Origin of the sequence: Salegentibacter sp. BDJ18, assembly GCF_017579965.1 — a bacterium.
Lineage (GTDB): Bacteria > Bacteroidota > Bacteroidia > Flavobacteriales > Flavobacteriaceae > Salegentibacter.
This window is the reverse complement of the sequence record NZ_JAFLQX010000003.1, coordinates 267,637-280,351: the sequence shown is the minus strand read 5'-3', so window position 1 is coordinate 280,351 and position 12,715 is coordinate 267,637. Positions and strand designations below refer to the sequence as shown.

Annotated in this window: 12 protein-coding genes; 9 read left to right on the top strand and 3 right to left on the bottom strand. The window is 37.1% G+C overall.

Translation table 11 applies throughout. The annotated features are described in order from the left end of the window. Positions 1 to 139 precede the first annotated feature (139 nt). Together J0871_RS03805 and J0871_RS03800 are read right to left on the bottom strand one after the other, a co-directional pair. Positions 140 to 535: a DoxX family protein gene (locus tag J0871_RS03805; RefSeq protein WP_208223548.1), complete on the bottom strand. Its 396-nt coding sequence runs from the start codon at positions 533 to 535 to the stop codon at positions 140 to 142. A 4-nt stretch (positions 536 to 539) separates the two neighbouring features. Next, positions 540 to 1,694, bottom strand: coding sequence for a DNA polymerase III subunit delta' (locus J0871_RS03800; RefSeq protein ID WP_208223546.1), 1,155 nt, complete (start codon positions 1,692 to 1,694; stop codon positions 540 to 542). Between the two features lie 140 nt (positions 1,695 to 1,834). On the opposite strand from J0871_RS03800, the gene J0871_RS03795 reads away from it, so the two are divergent. From J0871_RS03795 to J0871_RS03785, 3 genes are read left to right on the top strand one after another with little or no spacing between them, the layout of a single operon-like run. Beyond that, positions 1,835 to 3,019, top strand: a complete 1,185-nt coding sequence (locus J0871_RS03795) for a phosphoglycerate kinase (protein ID WP_075325358.1) — start codon at positions 1,835 to 1,837, stop codon at positions 3,017 to 3,019. 50 nt (positions 3,020 to 3,069) lie between these two features. Next, positions 3,070 to 4,653 (top strand): LysM peptidoglycan-binding domain-containing protein, encoded by a 1,584-nt coding sequence (locus tag J0871_RS03790; RefSeq protein WP_208223544.1) that lies wholly within the window; start codon positions 3,070 to 3,072, stop codon positions 4,651 to 4,653. Between the two features lie 24 nt (positions 4,654 to 4,677). Further along, positions 4,678 to 5,658 carry a DUF4837 family protein gene (locus J0871_RS03785; RefSeq protein ID WP_208223542.1) on the top strand — a complete coding sequence of 327 codons (981 nt, stop codon included), beginning with the start codon at positions 4,678 to 4,680 and terminating at the stop codon, positions 5,656 to 5,658. Positions 5,659 to 5,729: 71 nt separating this feature from the next. Here the strand turns inward: J0871_RS03785 and tatA are convergent, their stop codons facing one another. Continuing rightward, positions 5,730 to 5,942: a twin-arginine translocase TatA/TatE family subunit gene (gene tatA, locus J0871_RS03780; protein ID WP_075325355.1), complete on the bottom strand. Its 213-nt coding sequence runs from the start codon at positions 5,940 to 5,942 to the stop codon at positions 5,730 to 5,732. A gap of 214 nt (positions 5,943 to 6,156) precedes the next feature. On the opposite strand from tatA, the gene J0871_RS03775 reads away from it, so the two are divergent. From J0871_RS03775 to J0871_RS03750, 6 genes are all read left to right on the top strand, one after another. Beyond that, positions 6,157 to 7,026: a M23 family metallopeptidase gene (locus J0871_RS03775; RefSeq protein WP_075325354.1), complete on the top strand. Its 870-nt coding sequence runs from the start codon at positions 6,157 to 6,159 to the stop codon at positions 7,024 to 7,026. Positions 7,027 to 7,095: 69 nt separating this feature from the next. Then, positions 7,096 to 8,595, top strand: coding sequence for a GH3 auxin-responsive promoter family protein (locus tag J0871_RS03770; RefSeq protein WP_208223540.1), 1,500 nt, complete (start codon positions 7,096 to 7,098; stop codon positions 8,593 to 8,595). Positions 8,596 to 8,602: 7 nt separating this feature from the next. Then, positions 8,603 to 10,285 (top strand): hypothetical protein, encoded by a 1,683-nt coding sequence (locus J0871_RS03765; protein ID WP_075325352.1) that lies wholly within the window; start codon positions 8,603 to 8,605, stop codon positions 10,283 to 10,285. 3 nt (positions 10,286 to 10,288) lie between these two features. Beyond that, on the top strand, positions 10,289 to 10,834 hold the full coding sequence (gene rfbC, locus J0871_RS03760) for a dTDP-4-dehydrorhamnose 3,5-epimerase (RefSeq protein WP_075325351.1): 546 nt from the start codon (positions 10,289 to 10,291) through the stop codon (positions 10,832 to 10,834). Then, the gene (gene rfbD / locus J0871_RS03755) at positions 10,831 to 11,679 is read left to right on the top strand and encodes a dTDP-4-dehydrorhamnose reductase (protein WP_208223539.1); all 849 of its coding nucleotides are present in this window, start codon (positions 10,831 to 10,833) and stop codon (positions 11,677 to 11,679) included. Before rfbC ends, rfbD begins: the two co-directional genes overlap by 4 nt. A gap of 41 nt (positions 11,680 to 11,720) precedes the next feature. Then, positions 11,721 to 12,710, top strand: coding sequence for a UDP-glucuronic acid decarboxylase family protein (locus J0871_RS03750; RefSeq protein WP_208223537.1), 990 nt, complete (start codon positions 11,721 to 11,723; stop codon positions 12,708 to 12,710). Positions 12,711 to 12,715: the final 5 nt, after the last annotated feature.

Here is a 12,715-nt window from a genome sequence, read left to right as displayed (position 1 = left end):
TCTGAGTTTTTAAAAGAGGTCTGAGAAGTTTTCTATAAACGTCATCCTGAATTTATTTCAGGATCTAGGTTCAAATTAGCTTAGAAGCTGAAACCAGTTCAGCTTGACGAAAGGAAAACTTCTCAGGCCTTTTTCTATTTTAAGACATTAAGTAAACTCCAAAGATCACTACGATAAAGTAGCCGGTTAATGTGAAAGCTCCGGCGTAATCTTTAGCAATTCTTTGTCCGAATAATAACATTAAAAGGGTGATAGCGGCCAGGATGCAAGCGTAAAACGCTATTGTAGGGTCGTTATAAGCGATTAGCCAAATTATTCCCGGGATAGTGGCAAAACCTGTAATGATTTCAATTATCATTATTATTCCCACCATAAGTGGCACCTGCCCGGCAAGAAATGTTCCTGAAAAATGCTCTTTTAACCAACCGGTATTTCCTTTCCAATCTGCAGCTTTATCTATCCCAGATTGCAAAAATGTAATTAGAATAAATAAAAGAATAAGAAGTTCGGTAATATTCGTGTAAAGGTTCTCCATAATTTTAAGCGGCTTTTTTATGTAAATATCGGGTTAGTCTTATAGAAAGATCGGTGAGTATAATTTTTGCATTTCCGTTTCTTTCAATATGATAAATGGCTTCTTCAAGAGCTTCTATAATATCTTTTATATTATTTCCGTGCACGAACGGGGCAAATTTTTCCAGTTTAAATCCCGGCGTTGCCGGTTCAAGATAGACTAGCTTTTCGGCTTTATAATTCAGCATTAAAGCCTGTCGGAAAAAGTCTATGCAATACAGTAAAAAGCTCTTTTGAGATTCCCTTCCCATTCCTGCAATTTCTTCGCTCCAGGCAATAAGTTCAAGAACTGTAGATCTATTTCCTTTGGCTTTAAATGCACTACGTACCCAATTGATAAACCAGGTTTCAAATTGCTGATCTCCGCTATTTTTTTGTAATAAATGTAATGCGCGGGTATAACTACCATTGGCCTGGTGGGCAATTTTTAAAGCCTCAGGTTTACTGCAGTTTTCATTTTTTTCTAAAAATGCGGCAATTTCATCTTCCGGTAAAGGAGGGAAATGTAGTTTCTGACAACGAGACCGTATGGTTTGTATAATTTGTTCTTCATCTTCGGTCACTAGAAGAAAAAGGGTATTGTTTGGTGGTTCTTCTATTAATTTCAATAATTTATTGGCTGCCGCAGTATTCATCTTTTCGGCCATCCAAATGATCATTATTTTAAATCCGCCTTCATAAGCTTTTAGAGAAAGGGATTTAACCACTTCCTGGGCTTCGTCTACACCAATTTGACCTTGTTTATTTTCTATTCCAAGTTTTTGGTACCATTCAAATAAACTTCCGTAGGGATTGGTTTTTACAAATTCCCGCCATTCTTCTAAAAAGTGGGAAGAAACAGGATGTTTTTTTATTTTTTGATTGGCAGCAACTGGAAATGCAAAATGAAGATCGGGATGCGCCAATTTTTTAAATCGTTCATTACAATTGCTGTTTCCAGAATTGTTTTCTCCTTCCTTATTTTTGCAAAGTATGTATTGCGCGTAAGCAATAGCCAGAGGTAAAGTACCACTACCACTTTTTCCTACAAACAACTGTGCGTGGGGAACACGGCCATTATCTACCGTTGTGGTAAGATGTTTCTTTAAATGCTGTAAACCTATTATTTCTTCAAAAAGCATAAGCAAATATAAAATTTATATACACTTTAATGTCTTCGGAAAAATTTATATTTGTAAATAGCGTATGCTGAATAAAAGCCGATTGGGCTTAATCTTAATCAACCAAACCATATTTTTGGTTCTAAAAAATGAAATGAAAAATGAAGACTTTAAACGATTTTAATTTTAAAGACAAACAGGCATTAATAAGAGTAGATTTTAATGTTCCATTAAATAAAGATCAGGAAGTAACTGATGCTAATAGAATTGAAGCTGCAAAGCCTACTATTCTTAAAATTTTGGAAGATGGTGGGAGCGTTGTTTTAATGTCGCATCTTGGCAGGCCAGAAGGCAGAGAAGAAAAATATTCTTTAAAACATATTGTGAAAAAAGTCGCAGAGGTTATTGGGGTAGAACCCAAATTTGTGAACGATTGTGTTGGAGATGAAGTTAAAACTGCAGCCGATAATTTACATCCAGGTGAAATTTTATTACTGGAAAACCTTAGATTTCATAAGGAAGAAAAAGGTGGGGACGAAGATTTTGCAAAACAACTCTCGCAACTTGGAGATATTTATGTAAACGATGCCTTTGGTACCGCACACCGTGCTCACGCATCTACTACTATTGTTGCCAAATATTTTGACGATAAATGCTTTGGATATTTATTGGAAAAAGAAATTAAAAACCTTGATAAGGTACTTCACAGTAAAGAAAAGCCGGTAACTGCGGTTTTAGGTGGCGCTAAAGTTTCGTCTAAAATCACCGTAATTGAAAATATTCTTGATAAAGTAGATCATTTAATTATTGGTGGGGGAATGGCCTATACTTTTATCCTTGCCAAGGGAGGTAAAATAGGAAATTCTCTTGTAGAAGAAGATAAACAGGAATTAGCTCTGGAGATTCTTAAAAAAGCCGAAGCCAAGAATGTACAGGTTCATCTTCCCGTAGATTCTATAATTGCCGATAGTTTTTCTGAACAGGCTTCTACAGATACCGCTAAAATCAATGAAATTCCCGATGGTTGGATGGGACTTGATGCCGGGCCAGAAAGTATCCAAAATTTTGATGCAGTAATCCAGGAATCAAGAATTATTCTTTGGAATGGGCCGCTTGGTGTATTTGAAATGGATAAATTCTCAAAAGGAACTATTGCTTTAGGAAATTCTATTGCTGAAGCTACCCAAAATGGTGCTTTCTCTTTAGTAGGAGGTGGAGATTCTGTAGCCGCGGTTAAAAAATTCGGTTTTGAAGATAAAGTAAGCTATGTTTCTACAGGCGGTGGTGCTATGTTAGAAATGTTAGAAGGAAAATCATTGCCCGGTATTGAGGCAATAGGGAAATAAAACGTACTAAAATCTAAGATTTTACGTTCTTTTTTAAATATTGAATAATTATGGGCAGGTATATAATTTTATCTCTTGTATTCCTTTTTGGGATTAGCCTTCAGGCGCAGGAAGAGGAGAAGGGGAAGCAGGTAGAGAAAGCTAATTTTAGGGTGCAGATCTTCCAGAAGGTAGATAGCAATGAAATTATTCTTGCTCATCCCGACCCGGAGTTCAAAAATAAGTTACCAATTTCGGCTGTGATCAGGGATTCTTCTGCGGTTTCGTTAGAAGATCTTCCCCGCGCAGCCAAAATTGATTCTGTTTGGAAAGCACAGCTTACCAATTCAGATCTTTTTGACGAGATGTATAAAAGCATCAGGGAACAGGATTATGAAAATGAAGTAAACAAAGAACTTCCCACCGATACTTTAAAAGCCAGGTTAGCGAAATTAAATGCTCGCACGCCGTTTAACGTAGAATACCATCCCGTACTGGAAAGTGTTATTAATTCCTATTTAAAACGCAATAAGAAGGCTATGGAGCGTCTTATGGCGTTAAGTGAATACTATTTCCCAATGTTTGAACAGCAGCTGGATCGTTATGATATTCCGCTGGAGATAAAATACCTGGCCATCGTAGAATCGGCTTTAAACCCAAGAGCAAAATCCTGGGTGGGTGCTACGGGCCTTTGGCAATTTATGTATAGAACAGGAAAAGCTCACGGACTTGATGTAAGTAGCTATGTAGATGATCGTATGGATCCTCAAATGTCTACGGAAGCCGCTGCAAAATACCTGGCAAACCTATATCGATCTTTTGAAGACTGGGATTTGGTGCTCGCCTCCTATAATTCTGGTCCGGGAAATGTTTCAAAAGCAATTAGACGTAGTGGTGGCTCTAACAATTACTGGGAGTTAAGACGATTTTTACCACGTGAAACTGCAGGATACGTTCCTGCTTTCCTCGCTACACTTTACCTTTTTGAGTATGCCGATGAACACAACTTTCAGCCGCAAGGGCCGGACATTGCCTTTTTTGAAACCGACACCATAAAAGTGAAAAAGTTGATCACCTTCGATCAAATTTCTAAGGTTACCGGAGTAGAAAAAGAAATGCTACAGTTTTTAAATCCCAGTTACAAACTGGATGTTATTCCATTTGTAGAAGATGAAAATTATATGCTAAGGCTTCCGGCCACCGTAAGCGGTGCTTTTGTAAGTAATGAAGCTGCTATTTATAATTTTGCCGAAGAAGATATTAAAAATAAAGCAGCCGCTTTTCCTGAGTTTGTAAAAGCAGATGAACAAATAAGGTATCGTGTAAAAAGTGGTGATTATTTAGGAAAAATTGCTGAACGTTACGGGGTAGGAGTAAGCAGTATTAAGCGCTGGAATAATCTAAGAGGCAATAATTTAAGAATAGGGCAATATCTTACTATTTATCCGCGAAAACCCGGTACAGAAGCTCAAAATACATCTACGGCAAGTAGCCAAAACAATAAGGAAAAAACCTATACCGTGAAGAAAGGAGATTCACTTTGGAGTATTTCCCGTAAGTTTCCGGGAGTTACGGTACAGAATTTGAGGGCTTGGAATGATATGGGTAATAACAGCCTAAAACCCGGGATGGAACTTAAACTTTCCAAGGGTTAATCATTTCAAACCAAACTAATAAAAATGAAAAAAACATTATTCCTTCTATTCAGTTTAGTTTTTCTCGTTTCATGTAACGAAAACGGCGATAAAACAGAAGAACGTATCCTTTCAGACTCTTCCGGAAATATTAATCAAATTACCCTGATTATTGAGAACGAATTATGGGAAGGCCCGGTAGGCGAAGCCATTAGAGATAATTTTGCAGCTACGGTAGAAGGTTTGCCCCAGGAAGAACCTTTGTTTTCTTTAAGCCAGATACCGCCAGAAACCTTTAGCGGATTTGTTAGAAAAAATCGTTCTTTTATTTCCGTCCAGGAAGGGAAAGAAGCTGAAGCCAGAATTATTAAAGATCTTTATGCCCGGCCACAAACCGGTGCAATAATCTCTGGTGAAAGCGAAGAAGAACTAATTCATATAATTAATGAAAGTTCAGAGAAAATGGTTTCTGCCTTTAAAGAAACTGAAATGAAGGAGAAGCAACGCCGAATGAAAAAATCGCTTAAAAAAGATGGAAAGCTGGAAGAAAAATTCGGTTTATCCTTAGATTTTCCATCGGCTTATAGATATGCGTTAGAAGAAGAAGATTTTGTTTGGATTAGAAAGGAAATACCAAAAGGAAATATGGAAATTCTTATTTACGAGGTACCCATCAGTCAAATTGAAGCTGATACCAATACTATTGGAAATATTATAAAAATGCGCGATTCTATTGGAAAAGCCCATATTCCCGGCCCTACCGAAGGAACTCATATGATTACCGAAGAAGCCTACGCTCCTTATCTTTTTGAGACTGAAATTGATGGTAAATTCGCGTACGAAACCCGTGGAACCTGGGAAGTAAAAGGCGCTTTTATGGCGGGACCATTCTTAAATTATGCAATTAAAGATGAAGCTAATAATCGCTATTTGGTAGTAGAAGGTTTTGTTTTTTCTCCCTCAAGAGGCAAACGTGATAATATGTTTGAAATAGATGCTATCCTGCAATCTGCAGATATTGAATAGCACAAATTAAAATACAAATAAAAAGCCCGAACTTTAAAATTCGGGCTTTTTATTATAAGGTAGTTATTTGTCTATTTCTTTTCTTCTGAAAAGTTCTTATCATCAGAAGTAACTGGCTTTTCGCCATTTTCGTCTTTAGAAGCGTCTTTAAATTCTTTAATTCCACTACCTAAACCTCTCATCAATTCAGGAATTTTTCGACCTCCAAATAGTAGCAATATTACCACAACAATTAAGATAATTTGCGGGGCACCAATAGCTAATGGTAAAATAAGTGCATTCATAACGTATAATTTTGATATTACAAACTTAACAAGAATTAAATAATTACAACGTTAATATGGCTTAAATTTAAGTTTTAGTTTTGGGGTATTATAAAACGGGATGGCCATTTTATTGAAAATCTTATTTTTTCTCTCTAAAAAGATCCAATTTGGACCTAAGTTTGAGAACTTCACTGAACAGGCAAAAATTTTAATTTAACTTTGTAAATGTAATATGGCAGAAAATAAAAAAGAGAGAAAAAAATTCACCAAAAAGTTACTTCATAAATACCGAATGGTAGTTTTGAATGAAGATACTTTTGAGGAGAAACTTTCTTTTAAATTAACCCGCCTCAATGTTTTTGTGACAATCACGTTAAGTGCAATAATTTTAATCGCTGCCACTACTTTTATAATTGCTTTTACTCCGCTTAAAGAGTATATACCTGGCTATTCTTCGGCCCAATTAAAAAGACAGGCTTCTGAGCTGGCTTATAAGTCAGATTCCCTTCAGCAGGTTTTAAAGCTGAATAATCAATATTTAAGTTCAATTAAAAATGTACTTACCGGGAAAGCAGATACCTCCAGTTTAAGTAGAGATTCTATGGTAGAAAACCCTATAATGGGCCAGGAAATTGAAGCTATAGAACCTTCCCGCGCAGATTCCCTGTTAAGAGAAGAAGTAGCGCAGGAAGACAAATACAATGTTCTACCCTCGGCTACAGATAATATTGACTTTTCTCTGTTTCCGCCGGTAAAAGGTTCAATTTCTGAAGCTTATGATGCTAAAGAAAAACATTACGCAGTAGATATTGTAGTTGCAAAAAACACTCCGGTTAAATCGGTTGCCGATGGGCGGGTAATTTTTGCAGAATGGACTACAGAAACCGGTTATGTGATAATTATTAAGCACGAATATGGCTTATTGTCGGTTTACAAACATAACGCATCTATAGCCAAAGAGCAGGGTGAAAATGTAAGAAGGGGAGAGGTAATTGCCACGGCAGGATCTACCGGAGAATACACCACCGGCCCACATTTGCATTTTGAACTTTGGAATGAAGCCGTGCCCGTAGACCCTACAGATTATATTGATTTTGATTAATAAATCACGACCTTTGTAACACCAAAGGTATTTCTGAAATTTAAAATACCAATTAATTCAATAAAACCTATGTCTTTAAAGTCGTTTGGAGCAAAGATTTTTGCCAATTATATACGCAAAAAAATAGATAAATGGGCTTCCCAACCGGAAGCCACCCAACAAAAAGTATTCAGGGAGCTTATTGAAAAAGGCAAAGACACGCAGTTTGGCAAAGATCACGATTTTAAGAACATCAAAACTTATAAAGATTTCATCCAAAATGTACCAATTCGCGATTACGAAGAATTGCGCTTTTATGTAGATAAAATGGTAGCCGGCGAAGAAGATATATTATGGCCGGGTAAACCTTTATACTACGCAAAAACTTCTGGTACTACCAGTGGTGCTAAGTATATTCCGCTCACTAAAGATTCTATGCCATCGCATATTAACGCGGCCCGAAATGCGATTTTATGTTATATCGCTGAAACCGGAAATGCAAAATTTGTAGATGGAAAAATGATCTTCCTCCAGGGAAGTCCGGAAATGGATGAAAAAAATGGAGTAAAATTAGGTCGTTTATCGGGAATCGTGGCACATTACGTGCCTTCCTATCTTCAAAAAAATAGAATGCCCAGTTGGGAAACCAATTGTATTGGGGATTGGGAAACCAAGGTAGATGCCATTGTAGAAGAAACCCGAAACGAAAATATGAGCGTTATTAGCGGGATTCCTTCCTGGGTACAAATGTATTTTGAGAGACTTCAACAAAAAACCGGAAAGAAAGTAGGGGAGCTTTTTCCTAATTTCGATCTGTTTATTTATGGCGGCGTAAATTATGAACCTTACCGTTCAAAATTTGAAAACCTAATTGGTAGAAAAGTAGATAGCATTGAACTTTACCCGGCTTCAGAAGGGTTTTTCGCTTTTCAGGATAAGCAAACCGAAAAAGGAATGTTGCTGCAATTGAATTCAGGAATGTTCTACGAGTTTATAAAAGCCGATGAATTCTTTGAAGAAAACCCAAAACGGCTTACTATTGGCGAGGTAGAAACCGGTGTAAATTATGTAATATTGGTTTCTTCAAATGCCGGTCTTTGGGCCTATAATATTGGCGATACAGTGCAGTTTACAAGCACAAAGCCTTACCGGGTAATTGTTTCAGGCAGGATTAAACATTTTATTTCGGCCTTTGGAGAGCACGTTATTGCCAAGGAGGTAGAAGAAGCTATTCAGGAAGCCACTGCGGCAACAAGTGCAAGAATTAGCGAGTTTACCGTGGCACCGCAAATTACCCCAGAGAATGAAGAATTACCTTACCACGAATGGTTTGTAGAATTTGAAAAAGAGCCTGAAGATTTATCTAAATTCAGTAAAATTTTGGATAAAAGTCTTCAGCAGCAAAATTCTTACTATTTTGATCTTATTGAAGGAAAAATTCTTCAGCCATTAAAAATATCAAAAGTTCCAGAAAATGGTTTTCAGCAGTATATGAAATCTATTGGAAAATTGGGCGGACAAAATAAACTGCCACGACTTTCCAACGATCGTAAAATTGCTGAAGTCCTGGAAAAAATTATAAAAGCATAACAAAAAAATGATAAACCTAAAATTACTAGGCCGTACCCGCGCCCAGGAGAGTACCCACGCGATAGAGCGTATGTATATTACAATGCGCCACCTTTTTAATCGTGGTTTTTATAAACCTATGGGCGTTTCGGGAGAGACTTTAAGAGAAGCTTTACTTATACTTCGCCCCGAAATTTATGGCTCTATAGCCGATGATAAAGCTGAATTAAGCGGATTACTTTATGTGATAGACCGTTTACCAAAAGGAATTGAAGAATGTAGGTTTATAAACCTTACCAGTGATGAAGGCTATGGGAATTCGCATTTTAAGCCTATTGTTCCGCCAAAACGCCGGCGTAACTGCTATAGGATAGACGATGAGCAAATGAATATTGAAATAACCCGGGGCCGTTCTGAAATCTATGATATTCTTACACACCTTACTTTTCTGTTTGTAGAGTCTCATAAAATAATGCGTCGCGTAATTATAGATGAAGAAGGTAGTGTTACCAGAGATTGGCAAAAACTGGAAAAAGCTGTTTTACAGGAAGAACCTTTAGACCAGGCACAACGCGAAATTGCTTTAACTCACACCGCCAATATTTTAGGCCGAACTTTCTTTGAAGTTCAGGATATTTATCCAAAATTCTCATTACCGGGAAATCCAGAACGTTTCTTAAATATAATCTATTGGTTAGGGAAACTCGCTATTGCTGAAACCATAAATAACGATAAAAGGATTATTACTTTTAGTCCCGTTTTAAGAGAGCGCTTAGGGCACCATATTCATGGAGAAATTTGGGCCGATAATATTAAGCAACATCTCATAAAAGAGAATTTAATGCACCGCCCTTTACACATTATTAGTGCGAATATGCACAGTGTAATGAACACGCTTTATACGCCTTCAGCTTTAAAAACCGAACTTAAAAAGAAAAAACCACTGGAGATATACGAATTGCTTAGTAATACTGCCAACGGCGATTTACGCAGCAAAGTAATGAAATCGGCTTTAGATAATGGGATGACGTTTTTAGATGATAAAAGCGGAACCAATATAGATGTGCAAATCTTTGATACGGCTAAACTAAACGGTAAATACGGAAGCTGGGATATTAAAACCGAAGAAGAAGCTCCGGTAATTATAGTGATGGACTATGCTTTTGGTGAGCAGGCTTATGAAACTATGGATGAACTGCTGAAACCATACAATTTTGAAGGAAATGAGATAAAAATGAACGTAGAATCTATCTCCATTATGGGAAAAGCCGGTATCCTGGAAGGCGGAAAAGGAGATATTATGATTCCTTCTGCGCATTTATTTGAAGGCACTGCAGATAATTATCCGTTTAAAAATGAACTTAGTCCGGCCGATCTTGAAGGCAGCGGAATTGATATTGTAGACGGTGCTATGATCACCGTTTTGGGAACATCGCTTCAAAACCGGGATATTCTTAAATTTTTCCACGATTCTACCTGGAATGTTAGCGGGCTTGAGATGGAGGGCGCACATTACCAAAAAGCCATACAGGCGGCTTCCAAATTACGCGGAAGCATAGATAGCGAAGTTAAAGTTAGATATGCCTATTACGCCTCAGATAATCCGTTGGAAACCGGTAGCACCCTGGCATCAGGTGGGCTTGGAACTACCGGGGTAAAACCCACTTATTTAATTACTGAAAAAATCCTGGAACAAATCTTTAAATCTTAGTTTATGAAAGTTGAAGAATCACCTTTAAAAGATTGTTTTATTATAAAACCCGATATTTTTCGGGATAAACGAGGCCTTTTTCTGGAGAGCTATCACAAGAAGAAATTTATAGAGTTAACCGGGATAGAAAAGGAATTTGTTCAGGATAATCAATCTATTTCAAAAAAAGGTGTTTTGCGCGGGTTGCATTATCAAACCGGGGAATTGGCACAAACCAAGTTGGTGCGCGCTATTTATGGCAAAGTGCTGGATGTGGTGGTAGATTTACGGCCAGAATCGCCTACTTTTAAACAAAGTTTCAAAATAATTCTTGACGATGAGAATTTATATCAGCTCTATATTCCAAAAGGATTTGGGCACGGCTTTGTAACCCTGTCTGAAACTTCGGTTTTTGCTTATAAATGTGACGAATATTATTATCCGGGTTACGAAGCAGGTGTTATTTTTAACGACCCCGATTTGGCAATAGACTGGGGCTTTCCCGAAGAAGATATGATAATCTCAGATAAAGATTTAAAACAACCGCGATTAAAAGAGATTTTTAAATGAAAAATATTCTCGTTACCGGTGCCAATGGACAATTAGGAGCTTGTTTTAAAAAGATTTCAGGGAATTATCCTGATTTCAATTTCGTTTTTAAATCTTCTTCTGAAGCTGATATTACCAATAAATCGAAATTACAGAAACTTTTTGCTGAAGGGAATTTTGATTGGGTTATTAACTGCGCGGCTTACACGAACGTAGAAAAAGCCGAATCTGAAGAAGAGAAAGCTTTTAAAATTAATGCTGAAGCTGCCAAACATCTCGCTGAGCTTTGTAATGAAAATCAAGCGAAATTAGTTCATTTTTCCACCGATTATGTTTTCGACGGGAAAGCTGAAAAACCTTATATAGAAACCGATAAGACAAATCCTATTAACGTTTATGGCGCTTCAAAATTAAAGGGAGAACAGTTAATCGCTGAGGTTTTAAAAGAACATTTTATTTTAAGGACTTCGTGGCTGTATTCAGAATTTGGTCATAATTTTTATAAAACTATCCTTCGAAAAATAGACGAAAAAGCTGAATTAAATATCACCACTTCTCAAACCGGAACCCCAACAAATGCTAATGATCTGGCTAAATTTGTTCTGGAAATTATCGCTTCAGAAAATAAAGATTTTGGCTTGTATCATTTCAGCAATATAGGCGAAGCTACCTGGTATAGTTTTGCAAAAGCAATTTTAGAATTTACAGGAAATTCAGAAGAAATTCGGTTAAACGAAAGCAACAATTTTAAAACTATTGCCACAAGACCGGAATATAGCGTGTTAGATAAAACTAAAGTTCAGGAGAAATTTCATAAGAAAATTCCCGAATGGAAGATGAGTCTTAAAAGCCTCATCCTTTCGTAAATCTCATAAAATTTAAGTAATTTTCGCACCAAACTTCAGGAATGGCAAAAAGAATACTCATTACCGGTGCTGCCGGCTTTTTAGGCTCTCATTTATGCGATAGGTTTATTAAAGAAGGATATGAAGTTATTGCGATGGATAACCTTATTACTGGAGATCTAAAGAATATTGAGCATCTTTTTAAACTGGATAATTTTGAATTTTTTCATCACGATATTACCAAATTTATCCACGTTCCCGGCGAGTTAGATTATATTTTGCATTTTGCTTCTCCCGCAAGCCCCATAGATTATTTAAAGATTCCCATTCAAACCTTAAAAGTTGGTTCGGTGGGGACTTTGCATTGTCTTGGGTTGGCAAAAGAAAAAAATGCCAGGATTTTAATCGCATCAACTTCCGAAGTTTATGGAGACCCGCAGGTGCATCCGCAAAGCGAGGAATATTATGGTAATGTAAATACCATTGGACCGCGTGGGGTTTATGATGAAGCAAAGCGATTTCAGGAATCTATCACCATGGCGTATCACCGTTTTCACGGTTTAGAAACCAGGATTGCGCGTATTTTTAACACGTATGGTCCCAGGATGCGTTTAAACGATGGGCGGGTAATTCCTGCTTTTATTGGGCAGGCCTTACGTGGCGAAGATCTTACCATTTTTGGCGATGGTTTACAAACTCGTTCTTTTTGTTATGTAGACGACCAAATAGAAGGAATTTATCGCCTATTATTAAGCGATTATCCCGATCCTGTAAATATTGGAAATCCAGATGAAATCACTATTAAAGATTTTGCCGAAGAAATTCTGAAACTTACCGGAACCGAGCAAAAAGTGGTTTATAAAGAACTTCCCGAAGACGATCCTTTAAAAAGACAGCCAGATATTCGTCGGGCAAAAGAGGTTTTAGGCTGGGAGCCAAAAGTTTCTCGAACTGAAGGAATGAAAATAACTTACAATTATTTTAAAAATCTAAGTCCGGAAGAATTAGAGAAAAGCGAGCACAAAGATTTTTCCAATCATATAAGGCGATAAGCAAG